This window comes from Pyxidicoccus caerfyrddinensis, assembly GCF_010894405.1.
Lineage (GTDB): Bacteria > Myxococcota > Myxococcia > Myxococcales > Myxococcaceae > Myxococcus > Myxococcus caerfyrddinensis.
In genome coordinates this window covers 230,775-250,430 of sequence record NZ_JAAIYA010000006.1, presented here as the reverse complement: position 1 = coordinate 250,430, position 19,656 = coordinate 230,775, and the positions used below count along the sequence as shown (strand labels likewise).

18 protein-coding genes are annotated in these 19,656 nt (G+C 70.7%); 6 read left to right on the top strand and 12 right to left on the bottom strand.

Features of this window, described 5'->3' with window-relative positions:
- Nucleotides 1-98: 98 nt before the first annotated feature.
- The 7 genes from G4D86_RS16405 to G4D86_RS16375 form a co-directional block, all read right to left on the bottom strand.
- The gene (locus tag G4D86_RS16405; protein ID WP_163994697.1) at nt 99-854 is read right to left on the bottom strand and encodes an ABC transporter ATP-binding protein; all 756 of its coding nucleotides are present in this window, start codon (nt 852-854) and stop codon (nt 99-101) included.
- Nucleotides 851-1,732 carry an ABC transporter ATP-binding protein gene (locus tag G4D86_RS16400; RefSeq protein WP_163994696.1) on the bottom strand — a complete coding sequence of 294 codons (882 nt, stop codon included), beginning with the start codon at nt 1,730-1,732 and terminating at the stop codon, nt 851-853. Before G4D86_RS16400 ends, G4D86_RS16405 begins: the two co-directional genes overlap by 4 nt.
- Entirely contained in the window at nt 1,729-2,793 is a 1,065-nt protein-coding gene (locus G4D86_RS16395; RefSeq protein WP_163994694.1) for a branched-chain amino acid ABC transporter permease, read from the bottom strand. The genes G4D86_RS16400 and G4D86_RS16395 overlap by 4 nt, the downstream gene beginning before the upstream one ends.
- The gene (locus G4D86_RS16390; RefSeq protein ID WP_163994691.1) at nt 2,793-3,713 is read right to left on the bottom strand and encodes a branched-chain amino acid ABC transporter permease; all 921 of its coding nucleotides are present in this window, start codon (nt 3,711-3,713) and stop codon (nt 2,793-2,795) included. The genes G4D86_RS16395 and G4D86_RS16390 overlap by 1 nt, the downstream gene beginning before the upstream one ends.
- The gene (locus G4D86_RS16385; RefSeq protein WP_163994689.1) at nt 3,713-4,921 is read right to left on the bottom strand and encodes an ABC transporter substrate-binding protein; all 1,209 of its coding nucleotides are present in this window, start codon (nt 4,919-4,921) and stop codon (nt 3,713-3,715) included. The genes G4D86_RS16390 and G4D86_RS16385 overlap by 1 nt, the downstream gene beginning before the upstream one ends.
- Nucleotides 4,922-5,041: 120 nt before the next feature.
- On the bottom strand, nt 5,042-5,752 hold the full coding sequence (locus tag G4D86_RS16380; protein WP_163994687.1) for a YsnF/AvaK domain-containing protein: 711 nt from the start codon (nt 5,750-5,752) through the stop codon (nt 5,042-5,044).
- Between the two features lie 34 nt (nt 5,753-5,786).
- Nucleotides 5,787-6,137, bottom strand: a complete 351-nt coding sequence (locus G4D86_RS16375) for a hypothetical protein (protein ID WP_240360287.1) — start codon at nt 6,135-6,137, stop codon at nt 5,787-5,789.
- A gap of 346 nt (nt 6,138-6,483) precedes the next feature.
- On the opposite strand from G4D86_RS16375, the gene G4D86_RS16370 reads away from it, so the two are divergent.
- Nucleotides 6,484-7,269 (top strand): YsnF/AvaK domain-containing protein, encoded by a 786-nt coding sequence (locus G4D86_RS16370; RefSeq protein WP_163994685.1) that lies wholly within the window; start codon nt 6,484-6,486, stop codon nt 7,267-7,269.
- Between the two features lie 95 nt (nt 7,270-7,364).
- Here G4D86_RS16370 and G4D86_RS16365 read toward each other — a convergent pair whose 3' ends face one another.
- From G4D86_RS16365 to G4D86_RS16345, 5 genes are all read right to left on the bottom strand, one after another.
- Nucleotides 7,365-8,810, bottom strand: coding sequence for a serine/threonine-protein kinase (locus tag G4D86_RS16365; RefSeq protein WP_163995138.1), 1,446 nt, complete (start codon nt 8,808-8,810; stop codon nt 7,365-7,367).
- 115 nt (nt 8,811-8,925) lie between these two features.
- On the bottom strand, nt 8,926-9,225 hold the full coding sequence (locus tag G4D86_RS16360) for a hypothetical protein (protein WP_163994684.1): 300 nt from the start codon (nt 9,223-9,225) through the stop codon (nt 8,926-8,928).
- Between the two features lie 87 nt (nt 9,226-9,312).
- A complete protein-coding gene (dnaK, locus tag G4D86_RS16355) occupies nt 9,313-11,136 on the bottom strand; it encodes a molecular chaperone DnaK (RefSeq protein ID WP_163994682.1) in 1,824 nt (607 codons plus the stop codon).
- A 5-nt stretch (nt 11,137-11,141) separates the two neighbouring features.
- Nucleotides 11,142-12,020 (bottom strand): nucleotide exchange factor GrpE, encoded by an 879-nt coding sequence (grpE, locus tag G4D86_RS16350; protein ID WP_163994680.1) that lies wholly within the window; start codon nt 12,018-12,020, stop codon nt 11,142-11,144.
- Between the two features lie 95 nt (nt 12,021-12,115).
- Nucleotides 12,116-12,625, bottom strand: coding sequence for a transcriptional regulator (locus G4D86_RS16345; protein ID WP_163994678.1), 510 nt, complete (start codon nt 12,623-12,625; stop codon nt 12,116-12,118).
- A 242-nt stretch (nt 12,626-12,867) separates the two neighbouring features.
- Between G4D86_RS16345 and G4D86_RS52915 the strand changes: the two genes are divergently transcribed.
- The 5 genes from G4D86_RS52915 (at nt 12,868) to G4D86_RS16320 (ending at nt 19,655) form a co-directional block, all read left to right on the top strand.
- A complete protein-coding gene (locus G4D86_RS52915) occupies nt 12,868-15,159 on the top strand; it encodes a lamin tail domain-containing protein (protein ID WP_240360285.1) in 2,292 nt (763 codons plus the stop codon).
- Between the two features lie 115 nt (nt 15,160-15,274).
- Nucleotides 15,275-15,931, top strand: a complete 657-nt coding sequence (locus tag G4D86_RS52125; RefSeq protein WP_205519596.1) for a hypothetical protein — start codon at nt 15,275-15,277, stop codon at nt 15,929-15,931.
- Nucleotides 15,932-16,525: 594 nt separating this feature from the next.
- Nucleotides 16,526-17,191, top strand: coding sequence for an RNA polymerase sigma factor (locus G4D86_RS16330; RefSeq protein ID WP_240360284.1), 666 nt, complete (start codon nt 16,526-16,528; stop codon nt 17,189-17,191).
- Nucleotides 17,188-17,940, top strand: coding sequence for a hypothetical protein (locus G4D86_RS16325; RefSeq protein ID WP_205519595.1), 753 nt, complete (start codon nt 17,188-17,190; stop codon nt 17,938-17,940). The genes G4D86_RS16330 and G4D86_RS16325 overlap by 4 nt, the downstream gene beginning before the upstream one ends.
- A complete protein-coding gene (locus tag G4D86_RS16320) occupies nt 17,937-19,655 on the top strand; it encodes a caspase family protein (RefSeq protein ID WP_163994669.1) in 1,719 nt (572 codons plus the stop codon). The genes G4D86_RS16325 and G4D86_RS16320 overlap by 4 nt, the downstream gene beginning before the upstream one ends.
- The last annotated feature ends 1 nt before the right edge of the window (nt 19,656 follow it).

Below are 19,656 nucleotides of genomic sequence, written 5' to 3'. Positions count from 1 at the left end.
GACTACCCGAGATTCGGGGGCTTGCCAGTTTCAATGCGACTTCTGCGGTCGGGGAGCGTCAGCGGGAGGACGTAAGGGGTTGGCCCTACGTCCTTCCGTTACTCGCCCAGGTAGGCGCGACGGACCTCGGGGCTCTCCAGCAGCGCCCTGCCGGGGCCCGCCATCGCCACCTCGCCCGTCTCCAGCACGTAGCCGTAGTGGGCGCAGTTGAGCGCGAGGTGCGCGTTCTGCTCCACCAGCAGCACGCTCACCCCGGTGGCGTTCACCTCGCGCAGGGTGCGGAAGATGGTCTCCGTCACCTGCGGCGCCAGGCCCAGCGAGGGCTCGTCCAGGAGCAGCAGCTGGGGCCGGCTCAGGAGCGCGCGGGCAATGGCGAGCATCTGCTGCTCGCCGCCGGACAGCGTGCCCGCCAACTGCTTGCGGCGCTCCTTGAGCACCGGGAAGAGCGTGAAGCCCTTCTCCAAATCCTGCTGGATGCCGGCCGCGTCCTTGCGCAGGTACGCGCCCAGCTCCAGGTTCTCCAGCACGGTGAGGTTGGGGAACACGCCCCGCCCCTCCGGCGCGTGCGCCATGCCGCGCGGCACCAGTTGGTGCGCCTTGAGGGACGTGGTCTCCTTGCCCTCGAGCGTAATCCGGCCGGCGCTGGGCTTGAGCATGCCGCTCACCGCGCGCAGGGTGCTCGTCTTGCCCGCGCCGTTGGCGCCGATGAGGGCCACCACCTCGCCCTTGCCCACCGTCAGCGACACGCCCTTGAGCGCCTGGATGGCGCCGTAGTGCACCTTGATGCCGTCCACCGCCAGGAGCGGCGGGAAGGCCCGGCGCTCGCCCAGCGTCTTCACCTGAGCCTCGCTCACGCCGCCCCTCCGTGGCTCTCCAGGTAGCTGTCGCCCAGGTACGCCTCGATGACCTTCCGGTCGCCGCGCACCTCCGCCGGAGCGCCCCGGGAAATCGTCTCGCCGTGGTCCAGCACGGTGATGTGCTCGCAGATGCCCATGACCAGCTTCATGTCGTGCTCGATGACCAGCACGCCGAGCTTGAAGTCGTCGCGCAGCTTGCGGATGAGCACCATCAGGTCCGCCTTCTCGCGGGTGTTCATGCCCGCGGCGGGCTCGTCCAGCAGCAGCACGCGGGGCCGGGTGCCCAGCGCGCGCGCAATCTCCAGCCGGCGCTGCTCGCCGTAGGGCAGGTTGCGCGCCTCCTCGTCGCGGCGGTGCGACAGGCCCATGACCTCCAGCAGGTGCTCCGCCTGCCGCGTCAACTCCCGCTCCTCCGCCTGGAAGTGCGGGGTGAGCATCAGCGCCCGCCACCAGTCGCGGTAGTTGACGAGCGCGTTGCTCAGCTTCGCGGATACGCCCATCCCCGTCGGGTGCAGCGCGCCCTGCGCCCGGCACGCCACCTTCACGTTGTCCAGCGCGGTGAGCGCGCGGAACAGACGGATGTTCTGGAAGGTGCGCGCCAGGCCCAGGTGGTTGATTTGATGCGGCTTGCGCCCGTTCACCCGCTGCCCGGCCACGCGCACCTCGCCCTGGGAGGGCTGGTACACGCCGGTGAGCACGTTGAACGCGGTGGACTTGCCCGCGCCGTTGGGACCGATGAGGCCCAGCAAATCTCCCTGGCGGACGGTGAGGGAGAAGTCCGTCAGCGCCTTGAGGCCGCCGAACTGGATGCTCACCCCGTCCGCCTGGAGCAGCGGCGCCCGGGAGTCCTGATTCGCCTGCACCGCCGCGCTCACGACAGCCCCCTGCGCCGGCGCGGAATCCACCGCGGCAGCACGTCCCAGAGTTCCCGGGTGCCGAACAGGCCCTGCGGCCGCGACAACATCAGCACCACCAGCAGCAGGCCGTAGATGGGCATGCGAATCTGGTCCACCTTCTGCGCCAGCGTGCTCTCCGTGCCCAGCAGGTTGAACGCCGAGCGCAGGCCCTCCGGCAGCAGCGTGAGGAAGATGGCCGCGACGATGGCGCCCGTGGTGGAGCCCAGGCCGCCCAGCACCACCATGACGACGATTTCCATCGACTTCACGAAGGTGAAGGAGCCGGGGTTGATGATGGGCACGAAGTGCGCGAACAGCCCGCCGGCGATGCCCGCGAAGAACGAGGAGATGACGAACGAGCGGACCTTGTAGCCCGTGGTGTCCACGCCCATGGCCTCGGCGGCGACTTCGTCCTCGCGGATGGCCCACAGGCTGCGGCCGTGGCTGCTGCCGGCGATGCGCCGCGCCACCAGCACCGTGAGGAAGACCCAGAAATAAATCATGTACGGGCTGGAGTACTGGGGGATGCCGGACAGGCCCAGCGCGCGGCCGAACGCGTCCGTGTTCTGCACCACCACGCGGATGATTTCGCCGAAGCCCAGCGTGACAATCGCCAGGTAGTCACCGCGAAGCCGCAGCGAGGGCAGGCCCACCAGGAAGCCGCACGCCGCCGCGGCCAGGCCGCCCACCAGCAGCGCCAGCGTGAAGAGCACCTGGTCGCTGGCCGCCACCGGGAGGAAGGACAGCGCCACCTCCTTGAGGTTCAGCGACATCACGCCAGAGATGTACGCCCCCACCGCCATGAAGCCCGCATGGCCGATGGAGAACTGGCCCGTCATGCCGTTCACGATGTTGAGGCTCACCGCGAGGATGATGTTCACCCCCATCACCGACAGCAGGTACACGGCGAAGGGGGACTCGTTGGTCACCCACTGGAACAGCGCCAGCACCGGCAGCGCCACCAGCACGGGGAGGATGCCGCGCAGCGCGGGCGGAATGGCGGAGCGCGCCTCGGGCACCGGAAGAGCCGGGGTCTCCATCAGACCTTCTCCGCGGCAACGCGGCCGAACAGCCCGCCCGGCTTCACCAGCAGCACCAGGATGAGGAAGCCGAAGGCCACCGCGTCACGCCAGGTGCTGGCCGCGTAGCCCACGACGAACTCCTCCACCAGACCCAGCACCAGGGCGCCCACCACCGCGCCCGGCACGTGGCCGATGCCGCCAATCACCGCCGCCACGAAGGCCTTGAGGCCCACGTACAGCCCCATCAGCGGACTCACCGACGTGTCCTTGATGGCGTAGAGCAGCCCCGCGCCCGCCGCCAGCGCGCTGCTGAGCATGAACGTCAGCGCAATCACGCGGTCGGTGGGGATGCCCATCAGCGCCGCCACCCGGTGGTCCCAGGACACCGCGCGCATCGCCCGGCCGAAGCGCGTGCGGAACACGAGGTACTGGAGCGCCACCATCAGGCCCACGGCGATGAGGAAGCTGATGATCTGCCAGTTCCACACGACGACGTCGCGGTCACCGATGATGATCCACTCCTTCGGCTCGATGACCTCCGGGAAGGCGCGCGGGGACGCGCCAGGGAGGAAGCCGATGTCGAGCTGGAAGCCGTACGAGAGCGCGAAGGAGATGCCGATGGCGGTGATGAGCGCCGTCAGCCGGGGCTTCTCGCGCAGCGGCCGGTAGGCGAACCGCTCGATGAGGAAGCCGAGCAGCGCGCAGCCCAGCATGGCCACGGCGAAGATGAGCGCCACGCCCAGCAGGGAGCCGCGCACCTCGCGCCCGAGGGCGAACGCGGTGGCATAGCCCATGTAGACGCCGACCATCATGACGTCGCCATGGGCGAAGTTGATGAGCTTGAGGACGCCGTAGACCATCGTGTAGCCGAGCGCGACGAGCGCGTAGATGGTGCCGGAGGCCAGACCGTTGATGAGATGCTGGAGGAGCTGCGCCATTAGGGGTTGACGGTGGTGACGTACTCGGTCTTGCCGTCCCCGACCTTGAGGACGACGGCGGACTTCACGGCGTTGCGCTTGTCGTCCAGGGTGATGGTGCCCGCCACCCCGGGGAAGTCCTTCGTCTGGGCGATGGCGTCGCGCACGGCCGGGCCGCTCAGGTCCTTGGCGCGCTTGAGGGCCTCAATCGCCACGCGGGCCGCGTCGTAGCCCAGCGCCGCCAGCGCGTCCGGCACGCCACCGTAGGCGGCCTTGTACTCGGAGATGAACTTCTGCACGCGCGGGTCCGGGTTGTCCGGTGAGTAGTGGTTGGAGAAGTAGCTGCCCTGGATGGCGGTGCCGCCCAGCTCGAAGAGCTTCTCGGAGTCCCAGCCGTCGCCGCCCATCAGCGGAACCTTGAGACCCACCTCGCGCGCCTGGCGGGCGATGATGCCCACCTCGCTGTAGTAGCCCGGTACGTAGATGCCTTCCGGCTGCGTCTTGCGGATGGCGGTGAGCTGCGCGCGGTAGTCCGTGTCGCCCTGGCTGTAGCTCTCCGTGGTGGCGACCTTGCCGCCCATCTCCGTGAACTTGCGCGTGAAGACGTCCGACAGGTCGATGGAGTAGGCGCTCTTGTTGTCCTGGAGCACCGCCACCTTGCCCAGCTTCAGGTTCTCCCGGGCGAACTTCGCCATGACGTAGCCCTGGAACGGGTCGATGAAGCAGACGCGGAAGATGAAGTCACCCTTCTGCGTGACGGTGGTGTTGGTGGACGAGGGCGTAATCATCGGCACGCCCGCCGCCTGCGCCTTCTCCGCCATGGCCAGCGAGTTGGACGAGGCCACGTCGCCGAGGATGAGCACCACCTTGTCCTGCGTAATCAGGCGGGTGGCGGCCTGCGCGGCCTCCTCCGGCTTGCTCTGATTGTCGTAGACGCGGATGGCCAGCTTCTTGCCCTTCACACCGCCCGCGGCGTTGGCCTCCTTGATGGCCATCTCGATGCCGTTGCGCGTGGAGATGCCGAAGGTGGCCTGGCCGCCGGTGAGCGCGCCCACCTGGCCCAGGAGGATGACGTCGGAGCCCGCGGGTGTCTCACCACCAGGGGCGGGCTGTGCCTGCTGCGCGGTCTGCGCGCCGCCCTCACCGGACGGGGCGGGCTGCGTCTTCTTCTCGCAGGCGGCCGCCAGGACGGCGAGCGCGGCGAGCAGCATCGGGGCAAGGCGTCGCATGCGGGGCTTCCCTCCAAGGGGGGATGACGGCAAAGCCCCGGTTTTCTAGGGGAGCCCTCTCCATGGGTCAAGCTCGCAGCCGAGCCGGCCCGCTCCCACACGCTGCGTGCGGTGCGTCAGTCAGGAGTGCAGCCCGTCCGGGGGGCCGTCGTGGAGCACCTCCCCCTGCTCCTCCACCCGGGCTGTCTCCCTGCGGACGGTGGTGTGCACCTGGCGCAGCTCCTCCTGGGTCGTCCTGGCGATGGTGACCTCCTGCCAGACGCGGGCCGTCTTGGTGAACTCCACCTGCTCCTCGTGCAGGGGGATGACCAGGGTGGCCTCCTCGAAGGGCACCAGCCCCCCCGGCACCGTCCCCTCCCGTGCCGCCCGGGGGCTCGCGCCGCCCTCCCCGTCCTCGGACTGAATCCGCTCCACCACCAATTCCTCACGCCGCACGGCGATGGAGAAGTGCTTCACCTCCGTGCGCACCTCCTTGCGGACACGCAGGTGTCCCACCTCGTGCACCACGGCACGGGGGAGGGCCTCCTCGTGGGCCAGCGGGATGACGAGGTCATGCGCCTCCCCGAGCTTCTCGGTGACTCGCGACTCCGGACGGTGGGCCTCCAGCTCCGCACGGCTGCCAGGCCCGGGCGTCAGCTCGTCCCGCGTGAGGCCCAGGTGCACCTCCCCGTCGCGCACCGCCACCACGTCCCCATAGCGGGCCACGTAGTCCCGCGCGCGGAGCAACCCGCCCTCGACGACGAAGGTGTCCTCACCGCACCCCACCACGCTGCCCAGCTTCACACCTTCCGCCGTGAAGACCCGCATGCCTTCCCTTACGTCCGTGCGCATCCCCGCTCCTCTCGAGTCCGGCAACGTCCCGCGCTCACCCGGGGGTGGACGCCAGGGCCTCGTGCCAGGGTTGTTCCCTGCCGCTGGGCCCGCGCCGGGGCCCGCGCTCCACTGCCTGGCGCACTTCCTGTCCGGACGCCGCTGAAGCCTCGCGCTCCTCTCCTCCAGAGCCGGCGTGGAGCCGGCGGCGCGCGAGCCCTCCGGCCACGAGCGCGCCCAGCAGCCCCGCCGCCCAGCCCATGCTGGCGGATGAGCCCCCCTGGCCCAGGTGGAGGAAGCGGCGCAGGCCGCGCAGCATGAGGGGCGCCCCCAGGCCCGCCGCCGCGCCGCCCAGTAGCAGCTCGCTCCAGCGTCCCTTCCGCGTGCTCTCCTGCCTGGTGCTCATCAAGGTCTCCCGCGTGGGCACTCACGGCGCCTTCAGGGCGCGTACGAAAGTGGGGTGGGCCGTCTCCGGAATGAAACCCCTCGGGGATGAATGCCCGCCTGCCGTCGCGCTCCTCGCCCTGAGAGGGAGCAAGGGGCCGTGCCCGCGTTCGGGTGGGCAGGCACCTGACCGGGCCCTCTCGCCGCACTGCCCGTCCCCTGTCGTTTGGCCCACCCGCTCCCACCTTCCCGATGAAACCCGGGGCGCAGGACACCCGAGGCCTCGTGCAGGCGCGCGAGGCAGGCAGTCACCAGGGCCGAGGGGGCGTCCCGCCCCGGCACCCCACCCTGGTCACAAGGAGTCAGCCATGTTCCAGCGTACCGATGTGAGAGAAGGAATGGTCGTCCGCAGCATCGACGGCGAGAAGCTCGGCAAGGTGTTTGCCATCGGCGACGGCGAGTTCCACATCGAGAAGGGCCTCTTCTTCCCGAAGGACTATCTCGTCCGGTACTCCGAAATCAGCGACATCCGGGCCGGGGAAATCATCCTCAACCACGGCAAGGAAGCGCTGAGCACCCTGTCGCGCGACGACAACCGCTACGCCACGACGGCGGGCCTGGGCATGGGCGCGGACACGCGCGGCCTGGGGGAGCGGGATGCCTCGCTGTCGGGCAGCGGGCTGGGCACCGACACACGCATGGGCCTGGGCAACGAGCGCACCGTGACGGGCCGCACGGAGGACATCTCCATCCCCGTGCACAAGGAGGAACTGGACGTCGTCAAGCGCGAGGTGCAGGCCGGCGAGGTGCGCGTGAAGAAGGACGTCGTCGAGGAGGAGAAGGTGATGGACGTGCCGGTGCGCCGCGAGCGCGTGCGCGTGGAGCGCCGCGACGTGAGTCCGGACCGCCCGGCGATGAATGCCTCCTTCCAGGAAGAGACGGTCGTCGTCCCGCTGCGCGCCGAGGAGGTCGAGGTCCGGAAGCGCGCCGTGGTGGATGAGGAGGTCGTCATCCACAAGGACGACATCGAGGAGGAGCGCCGCGTCGCGGAGAGCGTCCGCCGCGAGGACGTCAGCATCCGCACCGACGGGGACGTGGAGGGCAAGCGCTCCCTGGAGTCGCCCAGCGATGACCCGCTGAAGCGCGGTTACTGAGGTTAGCGCCACGGGCTCCGACGCCGAGTCGTGAAGCAGCCCCCGGCCCCCGCGAGGGAGGCGGGGGCGTTTCATGTCCGGAAGACGCCCGCGCTTCAGCGCTCGGGCCTGCGGGGCGGAGGGCGCACGTTCGTCTCCTCATTCCCGTCGGCCACCGGCACGCCGGGCCTTCCGGCCGCCTCCGTCCGGTCCATGCGGTTGAACTCGCGCAGCCGGTCCGGGAAGTGCTTCGAGGTGAGCCGGGACAGCTCCACGTCCTTCGCCGGGCGGCATACGTCCGACAGCCGGTCCGCCATCTCCTGCGCGCTGCCGAAGCGCGACTGGGGCTGCTTGGCCAGCGCCACCTCCAGCACGTCCCACAGGGGGCGCGGGAGCGAGTCCGGCCGGGGCAGCCGCTCGTCGCAGATGGCCTGCATGGAGGCCAGCTCGTCCCCGCGGTCGAACGCGCGGCGCCCGGTGAGCGCCTCGTAGAGGATGAGGCCCATGGCGAACAAGTCACTGCGCGCGTCCAGCCGCTGGCCCCGCGCCTGCTCCGGCGACATGTAGAGCGGCTTGCCCTTCACGATTCCCGGCAGCGTCACCGTGCGCTGGGCGCGCGCCTTCGCCACGCCGAAGTCCAGCACCTTCACCCGCCCGTCGAACCCCACCATCAGGTTGTGCGGGGACAAGTCGCGGTGCACGAGCTGCAGCGGCGCGCCGTCCTCGCCCCTCAGGCCGTGCGCCGCCTGCAGGCCTTGCAGCGCCTGCACCACCACCGCCACCGCATGCGCCGGCTCCAGCGGGCCCTTGAGCGCGCGGATGAGCCGGTCCAGGTCCACGCCCCGCACCAGCTCCATGGCGATGTAGTAGGCGCCCTGCGCCTCGCCGAAGTCGTAGACGTGGACGAGGTTGGGGTGCGACAGCCGCAGGCCGATGCGCGCCTCGTCCAGGAACTGCTGGATGATGGAGGGGTCCGCGGTCAGGTGTGGGAGGATGCGCTTGAGCGCCACCAGCCGGCCCAGTCCCTCCGGCCCGCGCGCCCGCGCCACCAGCACCTGCGCCATGCCGCCGGTGCCCAGCGGCGTCACCACTTCATACTTGCCAATGCGGCCGCGCGGCGCGGGCGTCTCGTCCAGGGACAGCTCGTCCAGCCGCTCCAGCGCGTTGCGCCCGTCGGTGAGCGCCAGGAAGCCCAGCACCGCCGAGTCGAGCTGCTCGCCGATGGCCTCCACCAGCTTCATCACCAGCCCGCCGCCGTCCTCGAAGCCACCCTCCACCGCCAGCCCCAGGCCCCCCAGCTCCAGCTTCCCCAGCGTCAGCCGGGTGCAGAAGAGCATCCGCCCGTCCTTCAGCCGGCGCGGCCCCGTCCAGCGCGCCGCCTCGAAGACGTCCACGCCCAGGTCGCCCAGCACACGCGTCAGCACCGGGCCCCGCGTGCCCCGCAGGGACACGAAGCCCGCGGGCGCATGCACCATCCGCGCGCACTGCGTGAGGAACACGTCCAGCCCGGCGTCCAGGTCCAGGCCCCGCTCCAGGCAGTCCTCGAGGATGTCGTCCGCCATCCGGTGCACGGCCACCAGGCCGCGCAGGAAGGCGACTTCCGTCTGCAGAGAGGGAAATTCCACGGGTGCATTCAACACCCGCGGGCGCCACCCGTGGAAGACGGGTAACCCGGGACTACACCCGCTCGCGGTCCTTCAGGGAAACGCCGGAGGGCAGACGCTCGGGCGCGCCCTGACGCGGCGGCAGCAGGTTGCGCTCGTCCATGAGGCCATGCGCCTCCAGCACGCGCTCCAGGTAGGAAATGCGCTCACGCAGCAGCGTGGTGTCGGTGACGCCCAGCTGCGCCTCGCGCAGGCGGATGAAGGCCTCCACCAGGGGCTTGAGGGAGAAGCGGATGGTGAGCCCCAGCATGGGGACTCCCACCACCATGGTCACGATGAGGACGGTGGTGACGGCTTCGGCGATATTTTCCATGGAGGCTGCCTCGGGCGGACCGCGGGGGTACCGCGGTCTACGACCGGGCGCGCGAACGATTGCGCGCGCCCGGTGGAGGCGCCGGCTTCAGCTCGCCTGACCCGTGTAGATGGCGTCGGCGATGCGGTAGGCGCTGCCCTCCAGTCGCTGGAAGGCGTCCTTCAGCGCAACCGCGTCGGAGGTGTTGAGCAGGCCCTTGAGCCGCTCCAGGTCCGCCTTGATTTCGTCGCGGTCCTTCTCCGACAGGAGGCTGGCGTACTCCTCCAGGCTCTTCTCCGTCGTGTAGATGAGCCCGTCCGCGTTGTTGCGCAGCTCCGCCAGCTCCTTCTTCTTCTTGTCGTCCGCCGCGTGCGACTGGGCGTCGGTAATCATCCCCTGGATTTCCGCCTCGGACAGGCCGGAGTTGCTCACCACGCGCACCTGCTGGACCTTGCCGGTGCCGAGGTCCTTGGCGCTGACGTGGACGATGCCGTTCGCGTCGATGTCGAAGGAGACTTCAATCTGCGGCACGCCGCGCGGCGCGGGGGGGATGCCGACGAGCTCGAAGCGGGCCAGCGTCTTGTTGTCCGCCGCCATCTCGCGCTCGCCCTGGAGCACGTGCACGCTCACCAGCGGCTGGTTGTCCACCGCGGTGGAGAACACCTGGCTCTTCTTGCAGGGGATGGTGGTGTTCTTGTCGATGATTTTCGTGAAGACGCCGCCCGCCGTCTCGACGCCCAGCGACAGGGGCGTCACGTCCAAGAGGAGGACGTCCTTCACCTCGCCCTTGAGCACGCCGCCCTGGATGGCCGCGCCCACGGCGACGACTTCATCCGGGTTGATGCCCTTGTGCGGCTCCTTGCCGAAGAACTCCTTCACCTTCTGCTGCACGCGCGGCATGCGCGTCATGCCGCCCACCAGCAGCACCTGGTTGATCTGCTGCGCCGGCACGCCCGCGTCCTTCAGGGCAATGCGGCACGGCTCAATCGTGCGGTCGATGAGGTCCGCCACCAGCGCCTCGAAGGTGGTGCGGTCCACCGTCTCGGTGAGGTGCTTGGGGCCGCTGGCGTCGGCGGTGATGAAGGGAAGGTTGACCTCCGTCTCCGGCGCGCTGGACAGCTCGTGCTTGGCGCGCTCGGCGGCCTCCTTGAGGCGCTGCAGGGCCATGCGGTCCCTGCGCAGGTCCAGGCCGTTGTTCTGCTCGGCGAAGCGCTTGGCGAGGTAGTCGATGAGGCGCTGGTCGAAGTCCTCGCCGCCGAGGAACGTGTCGCCGTTGGTGCTCTTCACCTCGAACACGCCGGCGTTGAGCTCCAGGATGGAGATATCGAACGTGCCGCCGCCGAGGTCGTAGACGGCGATGCGCTCGGTGCCGCCGTCCTTCACCTTGTCCAGGCCGTAGGCCAGGGCCGCCGCTGTGGGCTCGTTGATGATGCGCAGGACGTTGAGGCCGGCGATGCGGCCCGCGTCCTTGGTGGCCTGGCGCTGGCTGTCGTTGAAGTAGGCCGGAGCGGTAATCACGGCCTCGGTGACGGGCTCGCCGAGGTAGTCCTCCGCCGTCTGCTTCATCTTCATCAGGACGATGGCGGAGATTTCCGGCGGGCTGTAGCCCTTCTGGCGAATCTCCACCCACGCGTCGCCGTTGGGGCTGGGCGCCACCCGGAAGGAGCTGACGCTGATGGCCTTCTTCGCCTCGGGCGAGTCGAACTTTCGGCCGATGAGGCGCTTCACCGCGAAGACGGTGTTCTCCGGGTTGGTGATGGCCTGCCGCTTGGCAATCTGCCCCACGAGGCGCTCGCCAGAGTCGGTGAAGCCCACCATGGAAGGCGTGGTGCGGCTGCCTTCACTGTTGGGGATGACCACCGGCTCGCCGCCCTCCATGACGGAGACGCACGAGTTGGTCGTCCCAAGGTCGATTCCAATCACCTTGCCCATGACGGTTACTGACTCCCCCCGGAAGAATCTTCGGGCTGCGGGGGCACGGTGGTCCCCTCGGCTGCGGACGCGGAGGCCGGTGAGGCCTCCTTGGACTCGACTGCGGCGGGCGCGGCAGCAGGCTCGGCGACGGGCGCGGGCGGGCGCGCGACGACGACCATGGCCGGACGCACCAGGCGCTCATTCAGGAAGAAGCCGCGCACCACCTCGTGGGCCACGTGGCCCGCGGGCACGTCCGCCGTCTCCACCTGCTGAATCGCCTCGTGCATGCGCGGGTCGAACGGCTGACCCTTCGCGCTGAAGGCCTTCACGCCGTGGCGGCCGAGCGCGTCCTCGAAGGACTTGCGCGTCATGGCCACGCCCTTCTGGAAGCTGTCGATGTCCGGGGACTTCGCCGCCGCGTCGAGCGCGCGGTCCAGGTTGTCCAGGACGGGGAGCAGGTCCTTGAGCAGCTTCTCCGAGCCGAAGCGCTGGACCTCCTCCTTCTCCTTCTGCGCGCGCTTGCGGTAGTTCTCCAGGTCGGCGGCGGCGCGCAGGGTGCGCTCCTGCGCGTCCTTGGTGCGCTCGTGCGTCTCGCGCAGGCGCTCCATGGTTTCGCGGCCCTTGGCCTGGCTGAACTCGAGCTGCGCCTTGAGGGACTCCACCTCCTGGCGCAGGGCGGCCACCTCCTCGGGCGTCGCCGCCGCGGCGGGGGCGCTCTCCTCGGCAGGAGGGGCCTCGGCGACGTCCTCGGAGGGGGCCCCGGGGGCCTCCATCTCGATGACCGTCACCTCGTCATCATCGTCCATGTGACGTTCGACGCTGCGGACCGCCGCGTCGATGACGTCCTGCCCGATGTCCGTCTGGATGCTGCCCTTCTCGTTCGAGCCGGCCACGGCGCGCACTATGTCACGCGCCCGGGGCCGTTCCAACTCAGGGAAACGACTGGCAGAACCCAGCCCCGGGGTCCGAGCGGGCTGGCTTCACACGCAGCGGAACTTCACGCTCCTGCGGTGGGCTTCTTCGACCGACCAATCGTCTTCTTGGAAGTCGAAGCACCCTTCCTGGCGGTGGTGCCCTTGGCCGCGCCCTTGGCCGCGCTCTTTGCGGCGGCCTTCTTGCGGCCGATGGACTTGGGGGCGGCCTTCTTCGCGGCGCGGCCTTCCGACTTCGGAGCCGCGGCGGGCGCGGCGGAAGCAGCACCAGAGGCCGGGCTGGCCTTCGAGGCCGGGGCCTGGGGCCCGCCCTCCTCGGGCTTGAAGGCGCGCTCCACGGCGCCCTCGACCTGGCGCACGGCGCCCTCAATCTTCTCCGTCGCCGCCTTGCTGGTGGTGGCAGCCCAGGTGCGCAGTTGCTCCAGCCCCTCCTTCACCTTGGTCTGGTTCTGCGGGTCCTTCACCTCCTTGAGGAGGCGCTGGGCCTCGCCGCGCAGGTCATCGGTGGTGCGCTTGAGCTCGTCACCGGTGCGCTTGAGGAAGTCCATCAGCTGCTTGTCCCACTTCTCGGCCATTGCTGTGTCCTCCGTGGGGCAGCGGGGCCCCCCTGTGAATCATGGCACTCCACGCCCGTTGGGGGCGCAAAACCTTCCCGGGCTTTCTGGAATCACGCACGAGGGCGGCGCCGATTGCCTCCGTGCGGGCAGTGGGGCGCGGGCAGGTGTCACGCGCCTCGTGCAAGCGGGAGCGAGGTGGCGCTAGAGTGTCGGGTGCGTTTCGGGTCCCCTGCCCGGAGCCCACCCCGGAGCCCGCTGACATGTCGTCTGCCCGATTGGCTGGGACGCTCGCCGTCCTCGTCCTGCTGTGCGCCTGTTCCGAGGGCCGTGGAGACCCGACGGACGGTCCACGGCTTCCCGCCATCGAGCTGTCCCCCACCACGGTGGGCGCCCCCTACGAGGCCGCACTCCCTGCCACCGGGGGCGCGCAGCCGCTGACCTATACGATTGTGGGGGGCCAGGTGCCGCCGGGCTTCGCCTTCTCTTCGTCCGAGGCGAAGCTGACGGGCCCGGCCACCGAGTCCGGCGAGTTCACCCTCACCATGAACGTCCGGGACGCGGCCGGTAGCGAGGACACCCGCACCTGGGCGCTGAAGGTGTGGCCAGCGCCCTATCTGGGCGAGGACACCGCGCCGAACGGAGTCGTGGGCAGCAGCTACGAGTACACCTTCGTCTGCGCGGGCGGCCGGCCGCCGCTGCGCTGGTCCGTGGCGGACGGACAGCTGCCGTCGGGCCTGTCGCTCAGCCCGGAAGGCGTGGTCAGCGGCGTTCCCCTGGGCAGCGGCTCCTACTCCTTCACCTTGCGCGTGCAGGACGCCAGCGGGGCGACGTCCGAGGCGCGGCGCGGGCTGCCGGTGCTCGCGCCGGGAGAGCAGACCGACGGCGGCCCGCTGCCGTCGAACTTCCCGCTGTCGGTGGGCAACTGGAACATCGAGTGGTTCGGCGACGCCACCTACGGTCCGACGGACGACCCGCTGCAGCTGGCCAATGTCCAGGCCGTGCTCGCCGATGCGGGCGTGGACTTCTGGGGCGTGGGCGAAATCGTCAGCACGGCGCAGTTCAACGAGCTGAAGAAGCGGCTGCCCGGGTACGACGGCTTCCTCTCGGACGACAGCACGCGCGTATCCGCCGGCTCGGGCTCCTATACGGCCAGCGAGCAGAAGCTCGGCGTGCTCTTCAAGTCGGACGTGGTGCGGGTGCTGCGGGCGGAGGTCGTCCTGACGGACAAGGACTTCGACTTCGCCGGGCGGCCCCCGCTGCGGGTGGACCTGCGCGTCACCCGGGGCAGCTCCACCGTGGACGTCACCGCCCTCGTCGTGCACCTGAAGGCGCTCGCGGGCGCGGAGGAGTACGCGCGGCGCCTGGCCTCGGCCGGGTGGCTCAAGGGCTACCTGGACACCTCGCTGCCCACGCAGCGGGCCATGGTGGTGGGTGACTGGAATGACGACGTGGACAAGTCCACGACCACGGACCCGGACACCCAGCAGAAGTACGACACCCCCTTCCGCAACTTCGTCAACGACACGCAGCGCTACACCTTCGTCACCCAGGCCCTGTCGCTGGCCAACGTGGGCAGCACGGTGGGCCGCAGCACGTTCATCGACCATCAGCTCGTCACCAACGAGCTGGCCGCCAACTACGTCGCCAACTCCACCCGGGTGCTGCAGCCGCTCATCTCCAACTACAGCGCGTCCACGTCCGACCACTACCCGGTGATCAGCCGCTACGACTTCGGGCAGGGCGGGCGCCTGCTGAAGGTCACCGCGCCCAACGGCGGGGAGACGCTCCTGGCCGGCACCCAGTACGCCATCACCTGGACGGCGAGCGGCGTGGACACGGTGAAGCTTCAGTACTCGGTGGACAATGGGGGCACCTGGCGCGACCTGGCCGCGTCCGTGTCCGCCGCCTCCGGGAGCTACACGTGGACGGTGCCCGCGGATGCGTCCGGCGGTGGCCGTGTGCGGGTGAGCGACACGGGGGATGCCACCGTGTTCGACGTCAGCGACAACACCTTCGTGCTGAACCACGCCGCGCAGCAGGTCTTCATCAACGAGTACCTGCCCATCCCGAACAACGTGCCTGGGACGAGCACCCCGGACTACGACCAGATGTTCGTGGAGCTGCTCAACACCGGCAGCACGGCGGTGGACATCAGCGGCTGGAAGCTTCACGACGACAAGTCGTACAGCGGCGCGGAGCCCACCCGGCACGTCTTCCCCGCCGGTACGGTGCTGCAGCCGGGCAAGGCGTACGTCGTCTACGGAGGCGCCTCCGCGGTGCCCTCGGGCACGAGCAACGTCGCCTATGCGAGCGGCGGTGACGGGCTGCGCTTCAACCGGGGCGTCAACGTGGGCAGCAGCGGAGACGTGGTGTACCTCGTCCTGCCGAACGGCACCGTGCAGGACAGCTCCAGCTACCGTGACACCTACCAGGGCGTCTCCTACAACCGGAGCCCGGATGCCAGCAGCAGCGGCACCTGGGTGCAGCACAGCGCCCTGAACGCCAGTCTCACCGCCTCGCCCGGCAAGCGCGCCAACGGGACGGCGTTCTAGGGCGGCGCGGCGGTCAGGGGGCGCGCTCTGCCCCCGTCCGCCCGGGCCAGCCCGGCGTCAGCGACACCTTTCAGAGTGGCCGGGCCCACCCCGTATATAAAGGAGGGGGGTCGCCATGGTGGAGACGCTCACGCTGTACCGCCCGGTGGGGCTGAAGGAGGCGGAGCTCGTCCTGGCCAGCGACTGCTCGGGCTTCCCGCCCCGGCTGCCGGACCAGCCCATCTTCTACCCCGTCATGAACGCGGCCTACGCGCGGCAGATTGCCCGCGACTGGAACGCGCCGGACGCGGGCTCGGGGCACGTGGGCTTCGTCACCGCCTTCGACGTGGACGCGGCGTACGCCGCCCGCTTCCCCGTGCGCACGGTGGGCAGCCGGGGACACCAGGAGCTGTGGGTGCCGGCGGAGGAGCTGGCGGACTTCAATGCCCACCTGGTGGGCCCGGTGCGCTTCACCGAGGCCTGGTATGGCCCGGCCTACCGGGGCGTGGACTCGCCGCTGGGGCCGCTGGCGTCGCAGCTCCGCGCCCTGCACGAGCGCGCGGGGGCGTCCGACGCCCGGCTCCAGGAGGTGCTCCGCGCCTGTCCGGCCGTGGTCCTCTTCAACGCCGGCTGGTGGGAGACCACCCCGGCCCGGGCGCAGGGGCTGGAGGATGGCGTCCGCGACGGCCTGCTCGCCCGGGTGCACACGGCGTGGGCGACGACATTTCCGGGGTGGCCGCTGCCCGGACAGCAGCCCCAGCCCGAGGGGCACCTACCACCGGCGCGGCGGTAGAGGACCGGCGGGCCGCTCGGATGAGGCCTCACTTCTGCACGTGCAGAAGTGAGCCCCCCGCCGGCGCAGGCCCTGCTTCTGCACGTGCAGAAGTGAGGCACCCCCTGCTTCCGCACGTGCGGAAGTGAAGCCCCCCGGCCGGAACAGGCCCTGCTTCTGCACGTGCAGAAGTGAGCCCCCGCCGGCGCAGGCCCTGCTTCTGCACGTGCAGAAGTGAGCCCCCGCCGGCGCAGGCCCTGCTTCTGCACGTGCAGAAGTGAGGCACCCCTGCTTCCGCACGTGCGGAAGTGAAGCCCCCGGCCGGAACAGGCCCTGCTTCTGCACGTGCAGAAGTAAGGCCCCCCGCCGGCGCAGGCCCTGCTTCCGCACGTACGGAAGTCCTCGCCGGGTCGTTTGAGCCCTGACAACCGCGTCCGCGCAACGAATTCGGCCTTCCGGGTCAAGGAATCGGCCGCTCGTCGTTCCTGGCACGACCCAGATTATGAGCACGCTCCGTATCCCTTTTCGTGAGGGTGACGGACGGCGCGGGCACGGAGCCCGCGCCGGCTCGGCTGGGACGGAGAATCCGTGCTGCCAGGAAACGACAGGTCCGTCTTGGACGCGTTCCGCCGGGGGGACGCGGCCGTGCTCACCCAGGTCTATCGGTCGTACTCGCCGGAGGTGCTGCGCTACCTGTCGCGCAAGTTCGCGGTGGGCGGGGAGGCGGGGACGCGGACGGTGGCCCTGTCCGCGCTGGACCTGGACGCGGCCCACCAGGAGACCTTCGTGCGCGCCTTCCGCCCCAACATGCGGCAGGCCTACGACGGGGTGCGCCCCTACCTCGGCTTCCTGCTGACGGTGGCACGCTCGACGGCCATCGACCTGATGCGGGCGTCGGGGCGCGTGGCACGCGAGGCCGTCCCCATGGACGACGCTCCGGAATTGAGCCACCTGCCCACCGAGAGCCGCAGCCCGGAGGAGGAGGCGCTGGGCACCGAGGTGCGCACACTGGTGCGCCGCTTCCTGGAGGCGCTGTCGGAAGAGGGGCGCGCGCTGGCGCAATTGCGCTTCGTGGAAGGGCTGTCGCAGGAATCCGCCGCCGAGCAGCTCCAGCTCACCCGGGGAGAGGTCCGGGTGCGGGAGAAGCGGCTGCGGACGCAGTTCACGGAGCATCTGAAGGCCTCGGGCTGGCTGGAAGCATCGGCCGAGCCCGGGCGGATGGAGCTGGGAGTCCTCCTGGCCTCGCTCGCCTTGTGCGCGATAGGGAGCATGCCCTCATGAGGTGGTACGAGAGACACATCGACGCCAGTCTGACGCGCTGGTCGCTGGGAGCGCTGTCCTCCCACGAGTCCGCCCGCCTGCTGCGCCACGCTCATGGCTGCACACGCTGCGGTCCCCGGTACGAGCGCTGGGCCCAGGCCCACCGCGCCCTCGAGGGCGACGTGGACCAGCCCTCCTCCGTGGAGCTTCAGGCGCTGGGTGACGCCGGACTCGCTGCGGCCCTGGCCGCGGCGGAACCCCAGGAGGCCCCGTCGCGCTGGCCCTCGCTGGCGGTGCTCGGCGGCGCGCTGGCCGCCGTCTTCCTGGCGGTGGTGCTGACTCCGCACGCCACGGGACTGAACGAGTTCACCTCGCGCGGCGAGGGCACGCCTCCGCCGGGCGTGGCGCTGCGCATCTTCTGCGCGACAGCCGGCCAGCCCATCCGCGAGCTGCACGCGGGTGACAGCTGCCGGGCAGGCGCCATGCTGGCCTTCGCCGCCGGTGGCAACGCGCCCTACACCCACGTGGCCGTGCAGGTGCGCGGCGCGAAGAAGGCCGAAGTCGTGGCGGGCCCCTTCTCCCTGTCCGGCACGCCCGGCAAGGAAGGCACCCTGGAGCTGACCGTCCCCATGCCCAGGCAGGCCGGCGCGGTGGAAGTCGCCGCGGCCTTCGCGGACCGCCCGACCGCGGCCCTGGCGGCCCTCCGTGGGGAGGAGCACGAAGGGTCCGTGGTGCTCAAGCAGGAGGTCAAGGTAGAGGAGGGTCCATGAGAAAGTTGGGACTGCTCCTCGGGGCTGTCGCGCTGCTGTTCGCCCGCGGCGCCTCGGCGGAAGGGGTGGTGCGCCGCGCGCTGGTCATCGCCCACAACGGCAGCGATGACCCGTCGCTGCCGGATTTGCGCTTCGCGGATGACGACGGCGTGCTGTGGGCGGAGACGCTCCAGCGGCTGGGCGTGGAGACGACGCTGCTGGTGGACGCGGACGCCTCGACGCGTGCCGGCGGCCGGCCCGTGCTGGCCGGGGCCCGTCCGCCCACGCCGGACGAGGTGAAGCGCGAAGTGGCAAGGCTGCGCGCGGCCAGCCTGGCCGACGACGAGCTGGGCCGGCAGACGGACGTGCTCGTCATCTACGTGGGCCACGGCAACACGGACGAGGCCGGCCGCGCCTACTTCACCCTCGCGGGGGGGCGGCTGGACAAGGCGAGCCTCTACTCCGACGTGGTGGACCCGCTCGGCGCGGACTACGTGCACGTCATCGTGGATGCGTGCCGCGCCTCGGGCGTGGTGGGCAGCCGCGGCGGCGGCACCGACGCGGCCGTGCTGGCGGAGCTGCGCGGCATGCTCGCGCGCGAGCAACTGGCCACCCGGCCCACCGTGGGCGCCCTCTTCGCGGAGAGCGACGACGGCGAGACGCACGAGTGGTCCCGCATCCGCGCCGGCGTCTTCAGCCACGTGGCGCGCTCCGGCCTCATGGGCGCGGCGGACATCAACGGCGACGGGCGGGTGGAGTACAGCGAGCTGGGCGCCTTCGTCTCCGCGTCACTCCAGGCGGTGAAGGGCCTGCCGGCGCGGCTCACCATCCACGCCTTCGCACCCCTCGCCGAGCCCCGGCGCCCGCTGGTGGGCCCGGCCCCGAAGGGCCCGAGCCTCACCCTGCCCTCCGGCTTCGAGCACTCGCGCATCTCCGTGGAGGACGCCGACGGTCGGCGCCTGGCGGACGTGCGGCGCGCGGAAGACCAGTACGTGCTGCTGCGGCTGCCCGAGCGCGACGTGTACTGGGTGCGCACCCCCAACGCGGAGGCGCGCATCACCCTGGCGGAGCTGTCCACCGGGGTGGTGAACATGTCCTCGCGCGAGCTGCAGGAGCGCGGTCCCGCCGAGGAGGCGCTGCGGCGCGGCCTGTTCGCCGTGCCCCTGGACAAGGGCTTCTACGAGCAATACGTGGCCGCCGCCGGCCTGGTGCCGGTGGACCTGGGCCGAGCCTTCCCGCCCGCGGAAGGGGGCTCGCTGCCGCACCTGGTGCTGCGCTCTCCGAAGACCACGGGCTGGGACCTGGGCCTGACGGCATTGCGGGCCCCGCTGGGGTTGAGCACCTTCGCCCTGGGCCCGAGCGTGGGCTGGCGCAACGAGTTCGCGCCCTTCCTCTACTACGGCGTGCGCGGCACCTACGCGCTGACGCCGGTGGCGCGCGACGGCTTCCGCCTGCACCGCGCCACGGTGCAGGGGCTGGTGGGCACCGAGGGGCTGTACCGCGCGCCGCTGTTCCTGGAGGCCGGGGCCGGCTGGGGCATGCTGGGCGTGACGAAGGGCGCGCTGCGCATGGGCGACCCGGTGATGCTCACCACGCACGCGGCCGCGGGCGTGACGGCGACGGTGGCGGGGCTGCGGCTGCGGCTGGCGGCCACGCTGTCCGCGGACCGCGTCACGCTCGACGGGGATGACCACTGGGACCGCTCCTACGGTCTGGAGCTGGCGCTGAGGCGCTGAA